The organism is Streptomyces sp. NRRL F-5755 (assembly GCF_001279365.1).
GTDB classification, from domain to species: Bacteria; Actinomycetota; Actinomycetes; order Streptomycetales; family Streptomycetaceae; genus Streptomyces; species Streptomyces rimosus.
In genome coordinates this window covers 36,819-61,520 of sequence record NZ_LGCW01000003.1, presented here as the reverse complement: position 1 = coordinate 61,520, position 24,702 = coordinate 36,819, and the positions used below count along the sequence as shown (strand labels likewise).

General features: G+C 73.8%; 12 protein-coding genes. 1 reads left to right on the top strand and 11 read right to left on the bottom strand.

Annotated elements, in window-relative coordinates:
• Nucleotides 1-28: 28 nt before the first annotated feature.
• Genes ADK86_RS40325 through ADK86_RS01090 form a run of 5 tightly spaced genes read right to left on the bottom strand, consistent with a single transcriptional unit; the run spans nucleotide 29 to nucleotide 10,337 of the window.
• Nucleotides 29-2,050: a cytochrome P450 gene (locus tag ADK86_RS40325; RefSeq protein ID WP_053694822.1), complete on the bottom strand. Its 2,022-nt coding sequence runs from the start codon at nucleotides 2,048-2,050 to the stop codon at nucleotides 29-31.
• Nucleotides 2,047-6,666: a type I polyketide synthase gene (locus tag ADK86_RS01105; protein WP_053694821.1), complete on the bottom strand. Its 4,620-nt coding sequence runs from the start codon at nucleotides 6,664-6,666 to the stop codon at nucleotides 2,047-2,049. The genes ADK86_RS40325 and ADK86_RS01105 overlap by 4 nt, the downstream gene beginning before the upstream one ends.
• Nucleotides 6,663-8,591 carry a non-ribosomal peptide synthetase gene (locus ADK86_RS42905; protein ID WP_053694820.1) on the bottom strand — a complete coding sequence of 643 codons (1,929 nt, stop codon included), beginning with the start codon at nucleotides 8,589-8,591 and terminating at the stop codon, nucleotides 6,663-6,665. The genes ADK86_RS01105 and ADK86_RS42905 overlap by 4 nt, the downstream gene beginning before the upstream one ends.
• Nucleotides 8,588-9,490: an NAD(P)-binding domain-containing protein gene (locus ADK86_RS01095; protein WP_053694819.1), complete on the bottom strand. Its 903-nt coding sequence runs from the start codon at nucleotides 9,488-9,490 to the stop codon at nucleotides 8,588-8,590. The genes ADK86_RS42905 and ADK86_RS01095 overlap by 4 nt, the downstream gene beginning before the upstream one ends.
• A gap of 1 nt (nucleotide 9,491) precedes the next feature.
• A complete protein-coding gene (locus ADK86_RS01090) occupies nucleotides 9,492-10,337 on the bottom strand; it encodes a class I SAM-dependent methyltransferase (RefSeq protein ID WP_053694818.1) in 846 nt (281 codons plus the stop codon).
• 594 nt (nucleotides 10,338-10,931) lie between these two features.
• Between ADK86_RS01090 and ADK86_RS01085 the strand changes: the two genes are divergently transcribed.
• Entirely contained in the window at nucleotides 10,932-12,125 is a 1,194-nt protein-coding gene (locus ADK86_RS01085; protein ID WP_030595153.1) for a cytochrome P450, read from the top strand.
• A gap of 91 nt (nucleotides 12,126-12,216) precedes the next feature.
• Here the strand turns inward: ADK86_RS01085 and ADK86_RS01080 are convergent, their stop codons facing one another.
• From ADK86_RS01080 to ADK86_RS01055, 6 genes are all read right to left on the bottom strand, one after another.
• Entirely contained in the window at nucleotides 12,217-12,768 is a 552-nt protein-coding gene (locus tag ADK86_RS01080; RefSeq protein ID WP_053694817.1) for an EF-hand domain-containing protein, read from the bottom strand.
• Between the two features lie 373 nt (nucleotides 12,769-13,141).
• Nucleotides 13,142-13,966 carry a SigB/SigF/SigG family RNA polymerase sigma factor gene (locus ADK86_RS01075; RefSeq protein WP_053694816.1) on the bottom strand — a complete coding sequence of 275 codons (825 nt, stop codon included), beginning with the start codon at nucleotides 13,964-13,966 and terminating at the stop codon, nucleotides 13,142-13,144.
• A gap of 264 nt (nucleotides 13,967-14,230) precedes the next feature.
• Nucleotides 14,231-18,475, bottom strand: coding sequence for a hypothetical protein (locus tag ADK86_RS01070; RefSeq protein ID WP_053694815.1), 4,245 nt, complete (start codon nucleotides 18,473-18,475; stop codon nucleotides 14,231-14,233).
• Nucleotides 18,476-18,478: 3 nt separating this feature from the next.
• A complete protein-coding gene (locus tag ADK86_RS01065; protein WP_053694814.1) occupies nucleotides 18,479-22,114 on the bottom strand; it encodes a hypothetical protein in 3,636 nt (1,211 codons plus the stop codon).
• Nucleotides 22,115-22,240: 126 nt separating this feature from the next.
• Entirely contained in the window at nucleotides 22,241-23,746 is a 1,506-nt protein-coding gene (locus ADK86_RS01060; RefSeq protein WP_053694813.1) for a carboxylesterase/lipase family protein, read from the bottom strand.
• A gap of 21 nt (nucleotides 23,747-23,767) precedes the next feature.
• Entirely contained in the window at nucleotides 23,768-24,682 is a 915-nt protein-coding gene (locus ADK86_RS01055; RefSeq protein WP_053694812.1) for an MBL fold metallo-hydrolase, read from the bottom strand.
• Between the last annotated feature and the right edge of the window lie 20 nt (nucleotides 24,683-24,702).

Here is a 24,702-nt window from a genome sequence, read left to right as displayed (position 1 = left end):
GCGCCGTGCGGCCGTGCGGCGCCCGCGCTCACCAGGCGACCGGCAGGGACTCCACTGCGTACGCGGCGTTCAGCGGTGTGAAGCGCAGCTCCTCGACGGGGACGCGCAGGCGGAGACCCGGCAGCCGCCGCAGGACGCGGGGCACGCAGACCCGCAGTTCCATCCGGGCCAGTTCGGCGCCCAGGCAGTGGTGTGCGCCGTGGCCGAGGGCGAGGTGGGGCGTCGGTTCGCGGGTGACGTCGAGGCGGTCGAGGCCGTCGGCCAGCGCCGGGTCGCGGTTGGCGGAGGGCAGGTGGCACAGCACGTACTCACCCGCCGCGATGTCCTGGCCCGCGATCGTGACGTCCTGCTTCGCCTGGAAGACCTTGCCGAAGGTCACCACCGACAGGTGGCGGATCAGTTCCTCGGCCATCCGGTCGGGCCGGGCGCGCCCGTCGCGCACCAGCTCCGCCTGTACGGGATCGAGGATCAGCGCGAGCAGGGACAGGCCCAGGGTGCCGGCGATCGTCGCGTATCCGGCCAGCAGCAACTGGCAGGCGATTCCGGCGAGTTCGTCGTCGCTCAGCTCGGCGCCGTGCGCGGTGACCACGTGGCCGAGGACGTTGTCGCCGGGTGTGGCGCGTACGGTTTCCACCAGTTCCCGCAGGTACGCGTCGAGCCGGCGGAACGCTCCCGCCTGCGCCTCGTGGATGGGGTGGAAGTCGTGCAGGAGCGCCAGGTCGTGGTGGAGGCGCCCGGCGTCGCGAAGGGGCACGCCCAGCAGTTCCAGGAACAGCAGCCGCGGCACCGGCAGCACGAAGCCGGTGATCAGATCGGCGGGCGGCCCGGCCCGCTCGATGGCGTCGAGGTGCCGGTCGGCCAGGGTTTCCGCGCGCGGCTCCAGGACCCGGGCGCGCTGGGCGCTGAACTCCGGGGTGAGCATCCGGCGGATGCGGCCGTGCTCCTCGGGCTCGTACGTGTAGAAGACGCCGGGCCGCGGCGGCGGAAAGCCTTCCGCCGGTTCCGGGGGCGGCACCGGTCCGTTCACGGCGGCCCGGGAGCTGAAGCGCCGCTGGTCGGCGATGACGCGGCGGGCATCGGCGTAGCGCGTGACCATCCAGGCGCGGGCGCCGGTCGGCAAGGTGGTGCGGACCACCGGCCGCTCGGCGCGCAGCCGGGCGAAGTCCTCCGCCGGGTCGAAGGGGCAGGCGCCGGAGCGGCGCACGAACAGCGGTACGGCGGAGGCGGTGGCCGCGGTGGCCGGGCCGGTCGCGGTGCCGGCGGCGTCGCCGTTCGCACCGCCCCGGCAGGCGTCCATGACATCGGCCACCAGCCCGGCCTCCTCGGTGGCCAGGTAGAAGTGGTTGCCGGGCAGGGTACGGAGCCGGAAGGCGGCACTGGTCATGGCGCGCCAGGACCACATGTCGTCCTCGCTCGCCCTGGGGTCGTCCGCGCCCCGGTAGGCGACGATCGGCGCGGTGAGCCGCGGGGTGCGTACGGGCCGGTAGGCGCGGAGCAGCGCGTGGTCGGCGCGGAGCACCGGCATGACCAGGTCCAGCAGCTGGGGCGAGCCGCGCAGCGCCGGGTCGGCGGCCATCGCCAGTTCGGCGATCTCCCGGTCGTCCGCCGCGGTGTCCGGCGGCGGCCCGGCCGCGCACAGATACGGGGCGCCGTGCCCGGATACCAGCAGGGCCACCGGTGCGATGCCGTCGCGTTCGGCGAGCCGTACGGCCACCTCGTATGCGACGACCGCGCCCATGCTGTGCCCGAAGAGCGCCAGCGGGCGGTCGAGTAGTCCGCGCAGCGCCGCGTGCACCTGGTCGGCGAGGTCGTCCATGGAGGTGAGCGGCGGCTCGGCGATCCGGTTCTGCCGTCCCGGGTAGCAGACCGCGCCGACCTCGGTACCGGGCGGTACCCGGTCCTGCCACCCGTGGAAGAAGGTCGCGGCGCCCCCGGCGTGCGGGAAGCAGATCAGCCGCAGTCCGGGGTCCGGCAGCACCCGGCGGCGCAGCAGCCACCGGGAGGCGTCGGTGCGGCCCGCTGCGGGTTCGCGGGCGGATACGCCGGTCATACGGGGTCCTTCCGCTCGGGGGCGGGGGCGGGGCCTTCGGGGCCGGGTACGGCCGTACCGCGCGCCGCCTCCAGTTCCGCGGCCAGGAGCGCGACGGTCGGCGCGAGGAACACCGTCTTGACGGAGAGGTCCACGCCGAAGCTGTCCTGGCAGCGCTGGACGACCTGGAGGGCGGCCAGGGAGTGCCCGCCGAGGGCGAAGAAGTCGTCGTGCAGGCCGATGCCTTCCTCGTTGCCGAGCACGTCCTGCCAGATGCGCAGGACCTCGCGTTCGAGGGGGCTCCATGGGGTGGCGTCGGGGCCGGAGAGCGAGGCATCCGGCGCCTCGTCGGGCCGGTCGCCGGCATCGGCCTGCGGCTCGGCGCCGCCATCCCGTCCAGCGTCATCCCTTCCGGGCGGCCCGGTGACCGTATCCGGCGGCAGTACGGAAACGACCACCTGCCCGAGCGACAGCGCACCGAGGCACCGCTCGAACGCGGCCAGCGCATCGGCCGGTTCCAGCCCGCCCAGCGGTGCCCCACCCCCGAGCGCGCGCTGCCGCCGCTCGCCTTCCCGCCCCATGCCGACGCCGTTCCAGCGGTCCCAGTTCACGGCGAGGACCGCGGGGCCCTCGGTACGGGCCGCGGCGTGCGCGTAGGTGTCCAGGAAGGCGTTCGCAGCGCCGTAACAGGACAGGCCGGGGGCCTGCGAGAACGCCGCCAGGGAGGAGAAGAGCAGCACGAAGTCCGGCCGGGCGCCGGTCTCGCGGAGGGCGTCGGCGAGGGTGACGGTGCCGGTGGTCTTGGCTGCCAGCGCCTCCGCCACCGTGTCCGGGGTCAGCAGCTGGGCCAGGCCGCCCGCCGGTACACCGGCCGCGTGGACGACGCCGTCCAGGCCGCCGAAGCGCCGCAGCGCCTCGCGCAGCACGTCGCGGGTCCGCGCGGCGTCGGTGATGTCGGTGCTGACGGCGAGGAGTTCACCGGGCAGCTCCGACAGTTCGTCCGCCGTGGCGCGCACCGCGTCCGGGTCGCGCCCGAGGAGGACGACGCGGGCGTGGTGGTCGCGGAGCAGGTGCCCGGCGAGCAGCCGTCCGATGCCGCCCGTACCGCCGGTGATCAGATAGCGCCCGCCGTCCCGCAGGGCCGTTCCGTTGGCCACGGGTGGCGTACGGAGCGGCTCGAACCGGCGCAGCCAGCGGCGTCCGGCACGCAGCCCGACCGGTCCGGATTCCGCCGGTCGGGTGAATTCGCGCAGGAGGTCGCGGGCCAGATCGCGGGCCGCCGGTCCGCCGTCGGCCGCCGCGCCCCGCCCGTCGATGTCCACCACCCGTACGGTCGCGGCGTCGCCCAGTTCCGCGCGCAGCGCGCCCGCCGCGCCGACCGTGAGCGCTGCCCAGGGGTCGAGGTCCTCGCTGCCGGTGATCTCCAGCGCCCCTCGGGTGACCAGGCACAGTTCGGTGCCGCTGGCCGGTGTCGCGAGCGCGCGGGCCAGTCCGGCGAGGTCGCTCAGCGGCGGACAGGCCGCGTGGGACGGCGCCCCGTTCCAGGTGCTGACGATCCGCAGCGGGAGGCCGGGGTCTCCCCCGGCGGTCTCGATGGCCTTGGCGTACTGGTCGGCGGCGCACGGGTCGAGGGTGACGGCCCGTTCACCGTCCCGGTCGTGACGGTGCCTCGCAACTCCGGTGTCCGGGAGGACCGTGGTCAACGGCGCGCCGCATTCCGCGAGTTCATGGCGCAGCGCGTCGGCGAACGGGCTCCCGTCGTGGAGCAGCACCCAGCGGTGACCGGTGACTTCCGTACCCGTGCGGACCGGTTCCGGTGCGAGGTCGCGCTGCCAGGCGATCCCGTACCAGGGCCCGGCTGCCTGACCCGATGCCGGAGCGACGGCCGCCGCCGGGCGGTGCCGTGTGGGCGCGAAGGGGTACGGCGCCGCGGGCACCCGCGGGCCGGGCGACGGCCACAGCGCGGCCAGATCGACGTCGATGCCCGCTTCCCAGGTGCGGGCAAGCGCGGTCAGCAGCACCTCGCGGTCGTCGCGTTCCTCCAGCGGGTGCCGCATGGCGGGCACGCCCCGGTCGAGGCCCTGCGTGCGGGCGAGCGTGGTCAGGGTGGTGCCGGGACCCGCTTCGAGCAGGACGCGCGGGTCGTGGTCGCGCAGGCAGGCGAGCCCGAGGTCGAAGCGGACGGTCTCCCTGAGGTGGCCGACCCAGTACTCGGGGTCGGTGAAATCGGCGTCGGCGGTGCCGGTGACGTTGGAGATCAGCGGTACTGCGGGCCGGTCCAGGGCGATGCCGCGCACCACGGCGCGGAAGGCGCCGAGCACCGGCTCGACGAGCGCGGAGTGTGCGGCGGTGGCCAGTTGCAGGACGTTGCAGGCGATGCCCTCCGCGGTCAGGCGGCGGCACACCGTCTCGATGCGGGGCGCGGGCCCGGACAGGACGCACGCGTCGGGTCCGTTGACCACCGCGAGGCAGACGCCGTCACCGAGGAAGGCTTCGAGGTCGCGGGCGTCGGCGCGGACGACCAGCATGGCGCCGTTGTCGATGCCGGACAGCAGTCGGCCCCTGCTGCTGACGAGGGTGAGCGCGTCCGGCAGGGACAGTACGCCCGCGAGGTGAGCGGCGGCGTACTCGCCGAGGCTGTGGCCCATCAGGACGGTGGGCGTCACGCCGAAGGAGCCGAGCAGCCGGGCGACGGCGATCTCGGTGATGAAGACGGCGGGCATCGCCACGCGCGGATCGTTGTCGGCGTCCGGCGGGATGTCCGCCGCGGACTCGGCGCCGGGCCCGGCGGGCCACCAGGCGCGCAGGCGCCGGGCTGCCTCCCGGTCGGGCAGCAGCCGCAGGCAGGTGTCCACGGTCTCCCGGAACACCGGTTCGTCGCGGTACAGCCCGCGTCCCATCCCCGGGTACTGCGAACCGCCGCCGGGGAAGACGAACGCCACCTCGCCCGCGCGCCCTTCGCGCGGCAGCGCCGCTTCCGTGCGGAAGGCGGATTCCGTCAGCGCGTGGGCGCGGTCGCGCAGGACCACGGCGCGGCGCAGCGGCAGCCGGCGCCGCCCGACGGCCAGGGTGCGGGCGTAGTCGGCGAACTCCTCGTCGCGCAGGCCGCGCAGCGTACGGGGGTGCGCGGCGGCCATCGCGTCGAGCGCCCGCTCGTCGCGCGCCGACCAGGCCAGCAGCTGCCAGGGCCGGGCGGGCGCGGGCGGCCGGGCCGGGGGCGGTTCCTGGAGAATGACGTGGGCGTTGGTGCCGCCGACGCCGAAGGCGCTGACGGCGGCACGGCGGGGCGCCGACGTATGCGGCCAGTCCTCCGCCGCCACGGCGGGCACGAACGGGCCGGTGGCGAAGTCGATGTCGGGGTTGGGGCGGAACGGGGCGTTCGGAGTGGGCGGGATGCGGCCGTGGCGGACCATGAGGGCGGCCTTGATGAACCCGGCCACCCCGGCGGCGGCGTCGGCGTGTCCGATGTTGGCCTTCACCGAGCCCAGCCGGCAGGTGCCGCGGCCGGTGGCGCCGGCCGCGCGGTAGGCGCGGGTCAGGGCGGTGACCTCGATGGCGTCGCCCAGCGCGGTGGCTGTGCCGTGCGCCTCGACGTAACCGATGCTGTCCGGGTGGACGGCCGCGTCCCGCAGCGCCGCTTCGATGACGGCCTGCTGCCCGGGGACGCCGGGCGCGGCGTAACTCAGTTTGTCGTTGCCGTCGTTGTTGACGGCGCTGCCCTTGATCACGGCGTAGACGCGGTCCCCGTCGGCGCGCGCGTCGGCGAGGCGGCGCAGGGCCACGATGCCCAGCCCGTCGCCGGAGACGAAGCCCGAGGCGTCCCGGTCGAAGCAGCGGACGTATCCGTCGGCCGACCAGACGCCGCCCGCGCGGCGCAGATAGCCCTGGCGGCGCCACGGCGACCAGGACACGCCCCCGGCCAGCGCCAGGTCGCAGTCGCCCGCCGCCAGCGCCCGGCAGGCGACGTGGACGGCGACCAGCGAGGTGGAGCAGGCCGCCTGCACGGCGAACGCGGGCCCGGTCAGGCCCAGTTTGTAGGCGGCGCGGGTCGGCAAAAAGTCCTTGTCGTCCGCGGCCATCAGCAGGTCCGCCGAGGTGCCGAGGAAGACGGAGCTGTCCGGGGTGCGGTGGGTGCCGACGGTCTGGCCCGCGTAGATGCCGACACGTCCGGGGAACCGTTCGGGGTCGTGGCCGGTGTCGTCGAGGGCGTGCCAGGCGGCTTCCAGGAACATCCGCTGCTGGGGGTCCATGACGGCGCTCTCGCGCGCGGAGTAGCCGAAGAACGCGGAGTCGAACCGGTCGGCGTCCCAGAGGATGCCCGCGGCGGGCACCAGCGCGGGGTCGGCCAGGCGCGCGGGCCCGGCGCCCGCCTCGGCCAGCTGCTCGGGGGTCAGTTCCCCGATGCCGCGCCGCCCTTCGTTGATCATGCGCCAGAACTCGTCCGCGCCGGTGGCGCCGGGGAAGCGGCAGGCGATGCCGACGACCGCGACATCGGTCTCCCGCCGGGCGGGACCGGGCCCGGGCGCGGGGTCCGGTACGGCCTGCGGGTCACGGCCGGACGAGGCTGCGGGCCCGCTGCCGGACGGCGTCACGGGCCCGCTGTCCCCGCCCGCCGGCTCGCTGCGCGCTGCGGTCACTTGAATCCGCCTTTCACCGTGCGTACGGCCGGTAGAGGGTGCCCGGGAGCGCGCGCGGCGCCGGGCGGTGCGGTGCCCGCGCCCCGGGCGCCGTTGCGCGTACGGTCGAGGAGCGCGGCCAGTCGCCGCACCGTGCGGGCGTCCATCAAGTCGGCGGCGGCCAGCCGGATGCCCCAGCGCGCGGTGACGGCCGCCTGGATGCGGATCATGTCGAGCGAGGTGGCGCCGAGATCGGCGAAGTCGTCGTCGGGGGCCACCTCGTCCAGGCCCAGCACGGTGGCCACCAGCTCCGCCACGTCCCGTTCCCGCCCGGGGCCGGCGGTGTCGCGCCTGGTCTGCGGGGTGCACCGCCGTACCGCGGGCGCCGCCAGGGCCGTACGGTCGATCTTGCCGTGCGCGGTGAGCGGCAGCCGGTCCACGAGGACGAAGGACGACGGCACCAGGTGGGCGGGCAGCAGCGCGGACAGATGCCGGCGCAGCGCGGCGCCGGTGACCGTGGTGCCGGGGGCGGCTTGCACGTACGCGGTGAGCCGGTCGGTGCCGCCGACGGGTGGCGGGCCGTCCGGTCCCGGCGGCGGTACGGAGCCGTCGGGCGCGCCGCGCGTCGCGGTCACGGCGGCCGCGGTGACGTCCGGGTGGCGCAGCAGGGCCGCCTCCACCTCGCCGGGCTCGATGCGGTAGCCGCGGACGTTGAGCTGCGCGTCGATCCGCCCGAGGAACAGGTAGGAGCCGTCCGGGAGGCGGCGGGCCAGGTCGCCGGTGCGGTAGAGCAGGCGGCCGGGGCGGTCCGCCGCGAAGCGGTCGGGGACGAAGTGGCGCCGGGTTTCCGCCGGGCGGTCGAGGTAGCCGAGTCCGACGCCGGGGCCGCCGATGTGGACCTCGCCGGGTTCCCCGTCCGGTACGGGGGCTCCCCGCTCGTCCAGGAGGTGTACGGAGACGCCGGGCAGCGGGTGCCCGATGCCCGGGGTGCCCTGTCCGGGGCGGCATCGGCCCATGGTGGCGCAGACGCCCGCCTCGGTCGGCCCGTACGCGTTGAACAGGCGCACCCGGCCGCCCCAGCGCCGTACCAGGTACTCGGGCAGCGGCTCGCCGCCGGAGGTCAGGGTGGTGACGGGGATGGGCTCCTCCTCCGGCAGCGTCGCCACCAGCGAGGCGGCGCCGGAGAGGTGACTGATGTCCAACTCACGTAAAACTCGGCTGAGTTCGGGCCCGTGCAGAGGCACGTCGGCGCGCGGGACGACGAGGGTGCCGCCGCTGAGCAGGCTCATGGCCAGCTCCCAGATCCACACGTCGAAGGTGAACGGCGCGAACTGCAGCACGCGCGCGCCGTCCAGATCGCCGTAGACGTGCTGGAGCCCGCGCGCGAGGTTCACGACCGCGCGGTGCGGTATCCGTACGCCCTTGGGCGCGCCGGACGAGCCCGAGGTGTGCAGGACGTAGGCGAGGTCTTCGGAACCGGCGGCGTGGCCGGGCGGGGCGGCCGGCGCGGGTGGGCGTGCGGGCGCCCGGAGGGTGCGGTCCGTCAGGCGTACGCAGGTCACCGCGTCCCCGGCGGGGCCGGACAGCACGTCGGGGTCCGGCTCCCGGTCGGTGAGCACCGTCCGTACCCCGGCCTCCCGGAGCACCGTCCGGTTGCGCGCGGCCGGGTACGAGGCCGGCAGCGGCACATGGGCGCCGCCCGCCGTCCAGAGGGCCAGCACCGCCACGGGCAGCAGGGGCGAGCGCTCCATCGTGACGCCGACGGTGTCGCCCGGCCGCACTCCGGCCAGGGCCAGTTCGGCGGCCAGGGCGCGGGCCCGGCCGTCCAGTTCGGCGTAGGTCAGCCGGCCGCCGGGGTATTCCAGCGCGGTGCGCCCGGGCACCGCGCGCGCCCGCTGCCGAAAGAGCGCGACCGCGCCCTCCCCTGCCCGGCCGCCGCCCGTCACGCGCCCTCCATCGGGCGTGGGGCGGCGCCCCGGCGGGCACGGAACTGTTCGGTGAGGATGGCGATGTGCTCGCGCCGGTGGCCCTGGTCCAGCGCGGTGCGCACCCGGTCGCGCAGGGCCTTGAGGTACGAGGCGTCGATCCCGGCGCTCTCGGCCGCTCCGGTCAGGTTCTCCAGGACGTCGATGTGGGTGGTCAGCGGGGCCTGCTCGAAGTGGTAGTCGCCGCGTTCGATCAGGTCGAGGCCGACCCGTACGGTGTTCTCGAAGCCCGGGTCGTACAGCGGCACCGAGTCGGCGAACGCGCCGAGCGGTACCCCGATGTGCTCGGCGATCGCCGCGCACTCCAGGAAGCCGCTGACGAACGCGTAGTAGAAGGCGCTGGCCACGACGTGGTACGCCTTCGCATAGCGCGGTTCGGCGTGCAGGTGCACCTGGTGGCCGGACATCGCCTTGGTCACCGGGCCCAGCTCGGCGAAGTCCTCCGGCGCCCCGCCGTAGACGGTGAAGCAGGCGTCGGTGCCGATGGCGTCCGGGTAGTTGAGGATGGCCGCCTCCATGTAGCGGCCCCCGGCATCGGTCACTCGGCCCTGGAGCGGCCCGACGCTCTCCGGCACGCCGCTGGAATGCTGGACGACCAGCCGCCCGGACAGGTCGGCGCCGGACTCCTCCAGCACCTGGTGGGTGACCGGGTAGTTGAGCAGACACAGCAGGGTGGTCCGGGAGGCGCCGATCGCCCCGGCCGCGGTGGGGTGGACCCGGATGCGCGGGCTCTCGGCCGCCACGTCCCGGGCGCGCCGCCCGGTGCGGTTCCACACCGCCACCTCCAGGCCGGCCGCGGCGCAGGCCCGGACCACACCCGAGCCGATCACACCGGTGCCGATCACGGTCACGTCCGCCATGTCAGTGCTCCGTCCTGGTGAAGGTCATGAGGATGGCGCCGACCTCGGGCGCCTCGGCCCAGCCGGCGAAGGCCGCGAGGAGGCGGCCGGCCTGTTCGTCCCCCAGCGTGTCCGCCAGGCGGGCGCGGACCTTTTCGAGCCGGGCCAGCAGCCGGCCGAAGGAGCCCCGTACGTTCTCGGTGAGGTCCCGGAGTTCGGTGATGTGCAGCCCGGCCTCGCGGGCCGCCGCCAGGTGCGTGTGCGGCGGGTCCAGCGACACCGCGTTCAGCAGGCTGAGGTAGGGGCCGATGCGGTCCAGCAGGTCCGGGGTGATCCGGCCGCGGACGTACGGGGTCTCGACGACGAGCCGGCCGCCCGGCCGCAGCACCCGGGACAGGGCTCCGTACAGCTCCGCGACGTCGAAGTGCGGGGTGCTCTCGAAGGCCAGCGCCGCGTCGAAGGAGCCGTCCTCGAACGGCGGCCGCAGCGCGTCGGCGTGCTGGAAGCGCACCGCGTGGCCGAGCCCGAGCTGCCGGGCGTAGGCGGACGCGGCGGCCAGGGCCCGGTCGTCGATGTCGATGCCGACGACGCTCGCGCCCGAGGTCTCGGCGAGGCGGACGGCGGGTCGGCCGTTGCCGCAGCCCACGTCCAGGACGCGGCTGCCCGGGGCGGCGTCGAGCTGGGAGAGCACCAGGGCGGTCAGCCGCTCGGTGGCCTCCTCGACGGTCGCCGGGTCGTCGGCGCCGGTCCACAGGCCGAAATGCCGGTCGGGCCCGGCGGCGTCCTCTTCGAGGACGGTGAGCATGGCGTAGGTGCGCTCGATCTCCTGGTGGGAAAAGGCCCCGGTCCAACTCGGTTCGGCGGACATGCGGAAATACCCTCCGTCGTGATCTGTACCGAATTACGGACCGGCCGGGACCGCCTGCCGCTGCCCTCCTCCCTCTTCCCGCTGCCGGCACGCGAAAATGCAAGTACGGGCAGCCGCGCGGGCAATGCGGTGCCACCCCGCGGCGCCGGAAGTCCGGCGGTACGAAAACAACGCGATGCCGGGAGCGCTCCTGGAGGTCCGGCATCCGGCTGCAAGAGTTGCCGAGGGCCGGGCGGGCGTCAAGCAACGGTTTTGGCCACCCGTCGGCACCCGGCCGGAACGCTCCGGGCGGGCCGCCGCCGACGTACCCGGCGGGGCAATTCGATTGCATCCCACCATCCCCTTCGACACCTCGCGCGTTCCGTTCCGCACCTCGCGCTCCGGCAGAATCGGCCACCTTCCGCGTACGGCCCGGGAAATGACCAATAGGGGTCGCCCCTCGGCGGCACGGCGGCACTAACGTCTTTCCGGTGAGTTGCCGCGCCGGGTGGCACCCGGACGCGCCGCAGGCACGGAAAGCACCGCACACCCGGGGCACCGGCACCGGGGAAAGACGATCGCGGGCAGGGCTCCTACTTCCGTACTGGAGATTCCGTGGACACACACCCCGAACCCATCGATTACCCTTTTTCCGAGCCGTCCGGGCTCACCGTCGATCCGGAATACGAGGACTGCCGCAGCCGCCCCGGCCTGACGTGGATCCGGCCGCCGTACGGTGACCACGCCTGGCTGGTGACGCGCTACGCGGACATCCGCTTCGTCCTGCGGGACCGGCGGTTCGTCCGCACGCCCCCGCCGGGCAGCGACGAGGCGCGGCTGACCCCGCTGCCGCTGCAGGACAGCATCCTGAACACCGATCCGCCCCAGCAGCCCCGCCTGCGCAAGGCCCTCGCCCAGGGCCTCAAGTTCAACGCCGAGCACATCCGTGACCTGGAGGAACTGGCCACCGGGGAGGCGCGGCGGCTGCTGGCCCGCTGTACGGCCGAGCCGCCCCCGGCCGACCTGGCCGCCGCGTACACCAAGCCGCTCACCGTGGCCATCCTGTGTCCGCTGATCGGCATCCCCGAAGAGGACCTGGCGGTCTTCCTCGACTGGTTCGAGGGGTTCGCGGGCACCGGCCTGCCCGCCGACGTGGTGGAGTCCCGTATCGAGGAGATCTCCCGCTACACGGCCCGGCTCATCGCCGACCGCCGGCAGCGGCCGCGGGAGGACCTGGTCAGCCGCCTGGTGGCCCGGCTGGGCCAGGACGACGGGCTGTCGATGGAGGAGCTGGGCGAGCTGGTCAACGACATTCTGCTCGCCGTCGACAACGTCACCACCCAGCTCACCAACGCCTGTTACGTGCTGCTCTCCTCCCCCGCCCACTTCCGGGAGCTGGCGGCCGACCCGGACCTGCTGCCGCGGGCGGCCGACGAGCTGCTGCGCTACGCGCCGTTCCCCTCGCACGTCACCTTCGCCCGGTACGCCACCGAGGACGTGGAGGTCGGCGGCACCCTCGTACGGGCCGGTGAGCAGGTGCTGCCCGCGCTGCCGGCCGGCAACCACGACCCGCGGATGTTCGCCGAGCCGGAGCGGCTGGACTTCCACCGCGGCGGCAACCCGCACCTGTCCTTCGGCCACGGCACCCACCACTGCATGGGGCCGCCGCTGGTGCGGATGCTGGTGAAGGTGGCCGTGGCCGCCCTGCTCGGCCACCCCGGCCTGCGGCTGGCCGCGCCGGACGAGGAGCTGCCATGGCGCGCCGACCTGATCATCCGGCGGATCGAGGAGCTGCCGGTCACCTGGTGAGCAGACGGAAAGCGGAGGCCGGGCCCAGCCCGGTCTCCGCCCGGATTCCGCGTGCCGACCGCGAATTCCGCTGTTCGTCTCCGCCAGGATTTCAGGTACGGGTCAGCGGCCCGAACACCTGGCTGCTGCGGTCGTCCGCGGCTTCCCTGGAGTAGAGGTCACGACAGGCCACGAAATACTCCTCGCGGCTGATGCGACCGTCGCTGTCGGTGTCGATGCTGCGGGCGCCGGTCCGGGCGTCGCGGGTCGACAGACCGAACGCACGCAGCAGTTCGGCGTACTCGTCCGGGGACAGGTACCCGTCGTCGTCCCTGTCCGCCACGTCGAACTCCGCGTCCGTGATCGGACGGAGCAGACCGTCGGCCGTGGACGGCTTCGCGTTGCGGTCCATGTAACCCTGGAACTCGGTCCGCGAAATCCTGTTGTCCTTGTCCGTGTCGGTCAATTCATACATGATCTGCCAGGCTTTGGCATACGCCTCGTGCAGGCGCGCCCACTTGGGGCTCTCCTTGCTGTAACCGAAGTGCGTCAGCGTCCGTTCGGCCAGTTGCCGGAGGTCGTCCTCCTCGATGTAGCCATTACCGTTGACGTCCGCCAGGTTGAACCACTGGTCCGATTTCTGCGCTATGACACCGGCGACCATTCCGCTCTCCGTTCCTGTAGACGGCAAGCTGTGATTCGCGCATGGAGCACTCTACCGACGCGGGTGTAAGGGTCCACCTCGAAAACGCGACATTCGCCCGTGCGTACAGGAGTTTCCGCCGGGAATTCCGTTGCCGCTGAGCGGAATTGGCCGTCTTGGTGGGCGAGGTGAGCGGTGTCCGCGTCAGGCTCCTGCGTCGGCGGGGCGCAGGGGTGCGGGGACTCGGCGGTGAGCGGGGAGGGGACACCGGGGAGGGCGCCGCCGGGGCCGGACGGGCCGGCGGCGCCCGGGGGCAGGCGGAGCGCGCTGAGTTATCCCAGTTGTCCCACGGATTCCGGTTCCGCGATACGGTGCCCGCCCCTCGGGAGCGCCGTCACGCGGCGGCCCGGTGCCCCTCGTCCGCCTTCCGGGTGACCTCGGCGCGCACCCGGGCCAGGGCCCGGCTGATCAGGCGCGAGACGTGCATCTGGGACAGGCCCAGCTCGGCGGCTATGGCGCTCTGCGTCATGTCCTTGAAGAACCGCAGGTACAGGATGCGGCGTTCCCGTTCGGGCAGCCGGGCCAGGGCGGGCTTGACGGCTTCGCGGTCCTCTATGAGCCCGAAGCGGCCGTCGGCCGAGCCGAGGGTGTCCTTGAGGGTGTAGTCGTCGTTGTCGCCGCTGCGGTCCAGGGCCACGTCCAGCGACAGCGTCCGGTAGGTCTCCAGGGCCTCCAGCCCGAGGACGGCCTCCTCCTCGGTCAGCCGGGCGTGCCGGGCGATCTGCGCCACGGTCGGCGAGCGCCCGTCCAGGGTCGTGCTCAGCTCGCGCACGGCCTTGCGGACCTTGTTGCGCAGCTCCTGGGTGCGCCGGGGCACATGCACGTCCCAGGTGTGGTCGCGGAAGTGCCGCTTGAGTTCGCCGGTGATGGTGGGGATGGCGAACTGCTCGAAGGCGTCGGCACGCTCGGGATCGAATCGGTCGACCGCCTTGACCAGGCCGAGCGCGGCGACCTGCTTGAGGTCGTCGAGCTGCTCCCCGCGCTCCCGCAGCCGGACCGCCTGCCGGTGCGCCAGCGGCAGCCAGGCGGTGATCACCCGCTGCCGGAGCCGCTCCTTCTTGGGCCCGTCCGGCAGCGTGATCAGCAGCCGCATCTCTTCGGTGGTGTCGGGGTCGTCGGCACGGCGCCCGTGGTGGCGCGCGATCGTGGTGGTGGCCATCGCCGGCTCTCCTTAGACGCTGGTGGGTGGTCCGCAGGCTTACGAGTGGCCACTCGCCGGAACACGGCAGACTGGCCCCTCTGTGACGGGGTGCCTGCGGTTCCGAAGCACTGACGCTCTTGTGTCCAGGCATGCGCGGCTCACACTCCGGGAGTACGGACTTTTTCCTCCGGCCGTGCCTCTCGGGTAAAGGCCCAGGTGAGACGGTTGCGCGGACGACCACCGACCGGGAGACGAGGAGGCGGGCGGCGCAGCCCCGCCTCCTCATTCCTCCAGTACGACCTTCCCGAACACCGTCGTCGTCAGCGCGAAGAAGTCCGCGTGGACGAGCCGCCGGGACACCGGGCGGGTGACGCCGCCCGCGGTGACCGTGGCGGTGGCCGTGGTGCGGTCGGTGAAGCAGGTCTCGGACTCCTCGATCAGGAGGCGGTGGCGGGCGGGGGACGGGAAGCGGCCCGGGGGCGGGGTCAGGTCGCCGGTCCAGACGAAACCGGTGCCGCGGGGTGTACAGGTGAGTTCGGCGGTGGCGTCGGTCGGCGTCCATTCGAGGTCGCCGGCGGTGCGGGGCCGCTGCTGCACGGTGGCGACGACGCGGCGGCTCGCGGCGGCGCCGTCGTGTCCCGGCCCGGTGAACTCGCCGACGTCGTTGGCCGCCGCCGGGCCGCTCAGCTCGATGTGGATCCGGCCGTCCGCCGTCATCGCCGCGGTGACCGTGCGGTCGGGCATCAGCTGGACGCATTCCCCGGTGACCACCTTCGACAGGTGGAGCGGGTCGACGGCGTACGGCTGGTAGCGGGCGAGGGCGGGCCGCAGGAAGGGGGAGTACGCGGGGCTGTCGGCGAGGTCGCCGAGGTTCACGTCGATGTCGCAGGACCACAGGCCCAGCTGTGCGTCGAAGACGGGGGCGAAGGTGGCGACCGAGACCGTGGCGGGTGTGCCGCCGACGGTTTCGGCCAGGGTCCGGCCGGTGGCGGTCCCGGCCGCGTTCGGGATGTTGGCGGGGCGCAGCCGCGGCAGGACGGAGTCGTCGGCCCATACGGGATCGATGCCGCAGCGGGTGACGAGTTCGGCCGGGAGGCGGCTGCCCGGGTCGAGGACGACGGCGAGGAGTTCGTCGTCACCGGAGCTGAACCACGGGCGGCGGAGGTATACGCGGATGCCCGCGGCGCGGCGGGTGCGGGTCACCCGGTGCGCGTCGGTGTCCACGGCGTGTTCCCAGGTGAAGGTGGGGACGATATGGCTCACTTCGGGCGGCTCCGGGCGCCGGGTGGCCGGGACCGCCCAGCCCCGCCCGGTGGGCCCGGAGGCGGCGGGCCCCCGGCTGGTGATCAGTTCGGGCCGGTCGGTGATCGCCGGGTGGAAGTACTCGCGGAAGCGGGTGGTGGCGGTCGGTGTGTAGGTGACGTTGCGGTGGCGGGTGTCGCGGAACTCGTGCCGTACGCCGCTGAAGGTGAAGGTGTCGCTGCGGGGGCCGGGCGTGAGGTCGCCCACGTGGTCGTACCCGGTCACCCGCCGGGGCGCGGGCTCCTTGACGTCGTCGAGCCACTCCTGCCAGGTCGCGTCGAGGTCGATCCGGCCGGTGCTCCTGGCGTGCAGGGAGAGCACGCCCGCGACGAGCGCGGAGGTCTCCCCCGCCGTACGGCTGAACCGCAGGTCCGCCAGGGACGGCGGCGCCAGCGGCTTCTCGACGGCGTGGACGAGGGTGAGTTCCGTCCACGGCGTGATCATCCAGTTCTCGCCGGCCGCCGACGCCACTGTCAGTTCGCGCCGCTTGTCCGGGGTCAGGCGCAGCGGGTCGTTCCACAGGGGCGAGGCGGTGAGCAGCTGCCAGACGCGGAACAGCCGGAGGTCCTCTTCGGCGATCCGGCAGCTCAGACGGACGGTCACCACCTCCGCCTTGGGGACGTACACGGTCAGGACGCCGCCCGTCGGCGGGTCCGGCGGGCGGTCCCCTTCCACGATCCGCAGCCGCAGCGGCCTCGCCTGGGGCCAGGTGCCGGTGAAGTCGTACGTGCGGTGGGGTCCCGCGTCCGTCCCCGTGCCCGTGCCCGGCAGGCCGCGCAGGGCGATGCCGCGTGCGGGCACGTCGGGCAGGTACGGCAGCAGCAGTTGCGGGGCGTCGTGGACGACGTACTCGCCGGTGTGCAGGCCGCTGCCGCGTGGCACGGGCAGCTCGGTCAGCGGGGACATGTCGTGCGGGCTGTGCTTGGCGACGTGGATCTCCCCGGCGGCCTTGAGGTCGCGGATGACGCGCGGGTCCTCCGGGAGGCTGACGACCGTGTCGAGGTAGCTGCCGGACTCGCGGGACGCCGCGGCGAAGTACTGGCGGCGCAGCGCGTCCGGCTTGCCGGGGCCGAAGACCGCGTCGTACACACCGTGCTGTTCGGCCATCTGGAGCGAGCTCTTGGGCGGGCTCAGGTGGCGTTCGTCGAAGGCGCGGTAGCGGCGGTCGAGTCCGTCGGCGGGCGACACCTGCTCGTGGTCGGGGACCTGTCCGTTGCGCAGGGCGGCCCACTCACCGGGCGACAGCGGCCGTCCGGACGCGTCGATGGTGCTGCGGATGACCAGATGCGGTTCCGACTCGCCTTCCAGGAACGGCCACCTCGGCACGATGACGGGCGGTGGTACGGGTTCCCAGCGGCCGTAGGTGACGGGCTCGGTGGCGGTGCCTTCCACGGAGGGGGCCTCGGGGGCGAGGCTGTTGCCGGCGAGGTCGACCAGGCGGGCGCGCAGCCGGTAGGTGCGGCCGTAGCGCAGGGCGGGCAGGGTGCCGGGGGTCGGCCGGAACGCGGCGGCGAGCGGGAAGCGGTCGGAGATCTCGGGATGGGGCACCTGCGGCCGGTCGCCGGGGCCCAGGGTCCGGCCGGGCGGTGGCGCGGCGAGGCTCCAGCCGTGCCAGCCGAAGAGCGCCTGGTGGACGTAGAGCTGCTGGTCGTCGGCGCGGTCCCGGGTGACGGCGGACGCCTTGACGTGGCCTTCGTCGGGTGCGGCGCCGATCGGCACGGCGGGCGCTCCGGGCCGCCTGATCGCGTACTCCCCCGTACGGGCGCACAGCGGGTACCAGGCGGCGACGCGCCCGGTCCGCTCGTCCGCCGGGCCGACATCGACGCGCAGGCCGCGGACGAGGTGCGCGGCATCCAGGACCGCGGCGGCGACGGGCTTGCTGTCGGGGCCGACGCCCGCCGTGTGCCGGGCGTCGGCCTCCATCTGGTCGGCCAGGGCCCGGTCGCGGTCGTCGTGGACGACGGTCAGGCCCGCGCCGTGCAGGGCGGGGAGGGCGGTGGGATCCGCGGCGGCGGCCGTGCCCGGCTCGTTCGTGCCGCTCAGGTACTGGTCGAGGACGCGGGAGAACTCCACGCATTTCATCGCGGCGCCGTCCAGGTCCAGGTCCGTGACGTGCACGGTGTCGGCGCCCAGCTTGAGCATCCGGTGGCCGTGGAATCCGTCGTCGGCGGCGTACGGTTCGAAGCGCCGGCCCGGTACGTGGCGCAGCGCCGTCCAGGGCCGCAGCGACTCGTCGGTGTTCAGCTGCCCCTGGGCGGCGGTGAAGGTCACCCGGGCCTGCCACCCGTCGGCGAGCCCGGCCGGCGGGGTGGCCACCAGGTCCAGGGCGAGGCCGAAGCGGCGCAGGAGTTCCGGGTAGTCGGCGAGCAGGGCGCACGCGGTGTGGAAGTCGAAGTCCGGTTTCGCGGGCGGCGGTTCGGCTTCGGCTGCTGCCTGGCCCGTATCGGCTCCGGACGCCGCAGATCGCGGCGTGCGGTCGTAGAACCGGTACATCTCGGCGAGTCCGAGCAGCGCGCCGTCCTCCGCGTACTCGCGCGCGGCGCGGTTCATGTGCCGGGGGCGGTACGGGTTCGGGTCCGCGGCGGCGCCGGGCCGGCTGCGTGCCGGGCGGGCGAGGAGTTCGTCGAGGCGCGGATAGCCGGCGCCGACCCGGCCCGCGAAGGTCCGGATGGCGGTGGTCAGCACGCCGCGGAGATCGCGGCTCTCGGGGTGGTCCCAACTGGCGGCCGGGACCGAGGTCTGCCCGGCCGTCAGTGCCGCGCCGTTCTCCGCGCCGCCGCCCGACGGGGGTTCCGCCCGGCGGGCCGCGGTGGCGCTGACCGCCGCCTCGTACAGCGCCGTGACCTGATCGCGGACCGCCCCGGCGGGGTACGAGCGCAGCGTCGGGGGCCGTTCGGCCGCGGCGGCGAAGGCACCGGCGGGCGCACGGACCACCGTGTCGCCTTTGAACAGTTCGCCCCACAGCACGCTGTCGGCCGGCGGGAAGCGCCCGGTCCTGGCCGTGGTGGGGACGAGGACTCCGGGTCCGGTGGCGTCGGGTGCCAGGAACTCGATCCGGAGCGCGGGCGCGTACCTGCGCAGGGTGTCCGGCCAGTCCCGGAAGCCGTCGAAGGCGTCCAGCCGGGTGCCGCCGGTGAGGCGGGGGCTGACCAGCACGGTCAGCCGGAGCGTGCCGTCGGCGGCCTGGCCGTCGGGCAGTACGGTCCAGCGGATCGTCTCGGGCATGGCTCAGCTCACCTCCGCGAAGGCGGTGCAGTATTCGGCGACGGGGTCGCGCCGGGCCCCGGTGACCGGATCGGTGTAGGGCGCCATCATCTCGGCGAAGGCGGGTGGCCGCGGCGGCTCCTCGGCCGCCGTGCCGAGCGGCGCGGGGGCGGGCCCGCTGCCCACGAACCGCTTCTCGCACTCGATGGTGACCGACTGCGACCAGAAGCCGATGTGCACGCTGACGGAGATTCTGGCGCGCCCGTAGACGGTGCCGGTCGCGGTCTCGAAGGTGAGGTCGAGGTAGATCTCGATGGAGGCGGAGACGATGCCGAGGACGTCGACCTCGCCGCGGGCCCGGAAGTAGCCGGTCAGCCGGGCTTCGCCGGTGGCCAGCTCCAGGCGGAAGTAGATGCCGGCCATGACGGACAGGCTGCCGCCGGCCACCCCGAAGTTGAGCGAGACGGCCGCGCCGAATTCGAGGGCGGCTTCCAGTACGGCCACTCGCTTCGGCGTCAGCACGATGCCGAAGAAGCCCCCGCCGCCGAGCAGCGAGACGGTGAGCCGGAACGGGGCCTGGCGGCTGCAGAAGGCGAACCCGATCTCCAGTGACCGGCCGAGGAAGGGCAGGTCGAGATAGGCGTCCAGCCGCAGGTTCTCCAGGCTGAACACGCCGATGGCCAGGTTCGGCAGCGGCAGCCCGTACCGGGCGACGATGCCGGACGGTGTGACCTGGATGCCGGGCGGGTCGCTGAAGCCGTCCACCGGGATCAGCTTGCGCAGCGTCTGGACGAAGGCGAGCGGGCCGATGAAGTCGACGCTCTTGAGGACGACGTCGATGTCGGGTTTGCGCCCGGCGCGCGCGACGAAGCGGATGTGTTCGAAGCTCAGCCGCAGCGCGTTGAACTTCGGCACCAGGATGAGGGAGAAGTTTTCCAGGCTGCAGCTGATGTCGGCGCCGGCGCTCAGGTCCCCGCGCAGGGAGCCGCGCAGGTCCACGACGAGGGACAGCCGCCCGCCGGTGTCCGGCAGGAAGACCGGCGAGCCGTCGAGAAGCACGGGCTGGATGTCGGGGTTCCACTCCAGCCGCGCGTTGACGGTCTCCGGCAGCTTGAAGCCGTTGGCGGCGGCCTGTACGGCGTCGCGCAGTGCGACGACCTCTCCGGCGGCCCGGGTCCAGGTCGCGATCTGCTGCTGTACGCGGGTCAGCAGCGTCCGTACGCCCGGGTCCGTACCGGCGGGCAGGGTGCCGGCCAGATCCGCCAGCGCGGCGGCGAAGGCGTTGAAGGCGTCGTCCACCTGCCGCATCGTGATCGGTCCGGTGCGCCCGGCGAGTCCCTGGGCGACGAAGTCGGCGACGACGGTGGCGAACTTCTCCGCCGTGTCGGCGACCTGGCGGGCGGCCGGCGGATAGCGGTCCAGTTCGTGGGTGAGCAGTTGCCGGGCGCGGCCGAGGTCGGAGAGGAAGCCGGTGACCGCGCTGACGGTCTCGGTGAAGAAGTTGGGCACCTTCAGGGCCTTGCCCAACCCTTCCACGCCCTTGATCACCTGGGCCAGCGGGACCACACCCAGCAGGCTGGGCCCGATCTCGTCCAGTACGTCCAGCGGGCGGAAGAACTCCTCGGGCTTGAAGGTGCCGTTCGCGATGCGGTCGAGCGCGTCCTGCCCGCCCGCCACCGGAACGCCGGAGACCGGCCCGGTCAGCCGGGACAGTCCGGACACGATCATGCTGGGTGCGGTGAGGCCGCCGGACCGGTCCCGCTGCCCGCCGAAGTCCATCCGCAGCGGCTGGTCGGCGGGGGTGAGCAGGCTGAGGAAGACCTGCCCGGCGTTGGCCTTGCGGACCGGGCCGCCGACGGTGTCGAAGCCGGACAGGGCATATCGCTGCGCGTAGGCGACGGGCACGGTGGCGTCCCTGCCGCTGAGCCGGCCCACGGCGGGCACGGCGGCCTGTGCCCAGCGCAGCTGCGGCAGGAACGGGGCGTTCTTCGACACGGCCGGATGGCCCGGCGCCGGGTCCGCCAGCGCGGGCGGCGCCGCCATGCCCCACACCATCCGGGCCACGTCGAGCCGGGTGTCGTCGGGCCGCAGGACGGGCGCGAGGGCCACCGACTGGCCGAGGAGGTCGGCGCTGGCCTCGGGCGGGTGCGCCACCGCGACGGCACCGGCCGCGGCCGCCGGGTCCGGCGGGTTGCGGTCCAGCGCGTTGTACTCGGCGACTGCGGCGGCCAGCCCCTCGCCGGTGGCCAGGGTTTCATCGAGGAACAGCAGCGGCGTACGGAATTCCACCGCGGTGCCGCCGTGGTCCACCGCGGTGACCTTGAAGTGGAAGGGCTGCTCGGCGGGTGTGGCGGGGAAGAACTTCCGCCGGTCGGCGGGCGGGACGAGGTTCGGTGTCTGCGGGGTGTCGAGCCGTACGCTGGTGAAGGGGAACAGCACGTTCGCCAGGTCGCTCGCGGGGTCGGTCCCGGCGGGCAGCGGGGTGTTCGGGTCGTACGTCTTCAACGGCTGCCGGACGACCACGAATTCGCGCTGGATCAGGTAGGCGCCGCGGGTGTCGTCGAACTTCCGCTCCGTGACGCGGACGTACACCGCCTTGTGTCCGAACGGGCAGAGGAAGCCCTCGCGCATCACCCGTACGTACTGGTCGCGGCCCATGGAGGCACGGTGGCGCCATTCGGAGAGCGAGACGCCGCGGGGCCGCCGCGGCCAGCTGCCGAGACCGTCCAGCCAGCCGCCGGCCGTCGAGAGCATCAGCAGCCGTACGGCGACCGGTTCCGGGACGTACGGCGTGCCGTCGGGCTTGAGGAGACCGGCGCCGGTGGTGAGGTCCACGATGTCCCGGCGGTCCTCGGGCTCCAGCGCCTGCCGGAAGGCGTACGGGGCGCCGGGGTCGCCGCCGCGCTCCCGGTTCCAGACCGCGCGGACCGTACCGGCGTCGAGCCGGGTGTGCCAGAGCTCGATGCGGGTGCCGGGACCGGGTGCGGGGACCCGGTCCCGGTGGATCCAGCGGGCTTTCTGGGAGGGGGACAGATACAGCCGGTAGGGCAGTTCGATGCCGGTGCGGGGGTGGGCGGGGTCGGCCAGCGGGTCCTGCGGGCCGGTCGCGGCGAGCGGCGCCGCGGCCCCGGCGGAAGCGGTCGGCACGCCCGCGGCCCGCGCGAGGGCGAGCGCGGTTTCCGGGCCGTGGCGGGCGGTGAGTTCGGCCGTCGTACGGAGCAGCCGCACCAGGGTCATGGCCCGGGCCGCGGCGTCCTCACCGGCTGCGGGCGGTGGTCCGAGCGCCGGGGCCGTCGCCGTCTCCGGTGCGCGCGCGGCGTCCACGACGCGCAGCGGCAGCCGTCGCATGGCGTCGAGCAGGCCGTCCTCGGAGAAGGGCACCGCGTCCTGCGGGCCCACGTCGAAGACGAGGACGCTCCGGCCGCTGATGAGCGAGCCCACCGGCAGCGCGCGGGACTCCCCCGGCACTTCGTCGCTGAATGCCTGCTCCGCCGTGTGCTGCGGCCCGAAGGTGACGGCGATCCAGCCGTCCGCCTGCGGGTCCGCGCGCACCAGCCGTCTGTTCCCGCCGGTCTCCTCGACCTTCAGTCCGGCGAAGCCGAACGTCAGGTCCAGCAGATCGGTACCGCGCAGCAACCGCAGCGCCGCCGGAGTGCTCATGGCTCCCCCTCCCCGCGCACCGTCCGGGCTTTCCCGGCCGGTGCGCACAGCCCCCATGTGGTCTAGCTCTACCACCTACCTCTGACAGCGCAGCCGCACCAGACGGGAGGGGCGATCACAACGACCCTAAATTTGTTCGAAGTTGACCCATGCCCGTCGTTCCGGGCCGCGGGGATCGTCGTCCTGGGACCATGCGGCGTCGATACGCATCGTGGCTCGGCGCTCGGTGTCGTACGGGGTCCAGCCGGGGTCACCGGTGGCGGCGAAGCGTACCCATGCCCCGTGCATGCGGGCGGCGAGGTCCGCGGGCGGCTCGTCGGGGCCGAGCAGGGCGTTCGGCCCGCGCAGCCGGGAAAGGTGCGCGAGGTCGAAGACGAAGGGCAGCTCGACCGCGTGGGTGGCGCCCAGTTGCCCGTCCAGCGCGCGCGAGCGCCAGGCGAATTCGTACGCGTACGTGGCGGACCCGGCGTGGGCGGCATGGGCGTCGGCCAGGGCCCAACTGCCCGCGCCGAACAGCGCGTCGCCCATGACGGCGGACCGCAGCGCGCCGTGCGACGCCCCGGGTCGGGTCTTGCGGTAGGTGGCGACGAGCCGGGCCGGGTCCGGGTGCGAGCGGGCCGCCGTGGCATCGACGTCCTCGGCGGTCGAGGTGGCGTACGTGTCCACGGGCACGAGGTAGAGGTTCGCCTCCTCGGTGTTGGTTCCGATGAGCAGGTCGACGCCGGTTCCGGGGCCGGTGGCGACGGCCTCGGCGGGCTGGGTGGCGAGGACGAGGCCGAAGGGGCTGAGCCCGAGCAGCGGGTCGCGGTGCGTCACGGTCCGGAGGTCGATGCCCGCGAGCCGGGTGGCGGCCTCGACCAGGCGCTCGTCGGAGACCTCCGCGAAGGCGTCGACACGGGGTGCGATGCCCAGGTTCCCGGCCGCCGCCCCGGTGACGCGGGCGGCCTGCTCGCCGGTGAACGCCCCCAGGCCGTTGCCGCTCTGGACGATCGCCCGGCGGAAGAGGCCCGCGGCCTCAGGAATGGCGAGGAGGCCGCCGACGATGGTGGCCCCGGCCGACTGGCCGAAGAGGGTGACGTTGCCCGGGTCACCGCCGAAGGCGGCGATGTTCTCCTGCACCCAGCGCAGGGCCGCGGCGGCATCGAGCAGTCCGCGGTTGGCGGGCGCGCCGGGGATGTCGAGGAACCCGGCGATGCCGAGCCGGTAGTTGAGGGTGACGAGGACGACGCCGTCGCGGGCGAACGCGGACCCGTCATACAGCGCGGACCGCGTCGATCCGGCGACGAATCCGCCGCCGTGGACGAAGACCATGACGGGCAGGCCGCCGCCCGGCGCGGCGGGCGTCCAGACGTTGACGGTGAGGTAGTCCTCGCCGCGGCTCCAGCCGGTGCCGAAGTACGGGGACATGTCCACGCTGCCGAGCGCGCGCTCGGACTGCGGCGCGTTGGGCCCCGGCACGGTGGCGTCCCGTACGCCGTCCCACGGCTCGTGCGGCCGGGGCGGCGCGAACCGGCCGGCGCCGCGGGGAGGGGCGGCGTAGGGAATGTTCAGGAAGGCGGCGGTGTCGCCGCGCCGCAGGCCGCGGACGGCTCCCTGCGCCGTGGTGACGACGGGGGCGGGGTGGTGGTTCACAGTGGTGCCTCTCCGCGGGCTTCAGCGCTGCTCGGTGTATGGGGTGAAGGGCGCCCAGCCCTTGATGGCGAACTGCTCTCCCTCACGTGCCACTTCCACGGCACCGTGGCCGCCGAAGTGCGCGGGGATCACGAGGGCGTTGGTGTCGGCCGCCCGGCCCAGCACCTTGCGGCGGGTGGCGCGGGCGCCCGCCGGGTCCTCGCAGAAGCAGCTGTTGGTGTCCGGTTCGAGGATTTGCACGGGGTTGTGCAGCATGTCGCCGACGAACACCGCGCGGTCCGTCCCGGAGGCGAGGGTCAGTACGGAGGAGCCGGGGGTGTGTCCGGGGGCCGCTTCCAGGCGGAGGTTCGCGTCGATCCGGTGGCTGTTCTCCCACAACAGCGTCTGCCCCGCCCGGTGCACCGGGGCCACGCTGTCCTCGAAGACGTTCTGATTACCGCGGCCGAGCACCGTCTTGTGACCGTTCTCGGGATTCCAGAAGTCGAAATCGTCCTTCGGCATCAGATAGGTGGCACGGGGAAAGGTGGGCACCCAGCTCCGTCCGTCCAGGTAGGTGTTCCAGCCGACGTGATCGATGTGGAGATGCGTGTTGATCACGATGTCCACGTCCTCGGGCGCGACACCGGCCCGGGCGAGATGCGCCAGGAAGTCCGTCTCCCGATGGCTCCAGACCGGTGCGTACGGGCGCTCCTTGTGGTTGCCCACGCCGGTGTCGACCAGAATGGTCCGTCCCTCGCTGCGCAGCAGCCAGGTCTGGATGGCCGAGTTCACGATACGTGTCCCGGAATCCAGGAAATGCGGCTCCAGCCAGGAGGCGCCGTCCTCCCACACGTCCTTCGGACTGTCCGGAAAGAATGTCTCGGGCGTCATGTCGACGGGACCGAAGTATTCCCATACCCGGGTGACGGTGACATCGCCGAGTGTTATCTGTTCCATGGTGCGTCCCTGGCAATTCG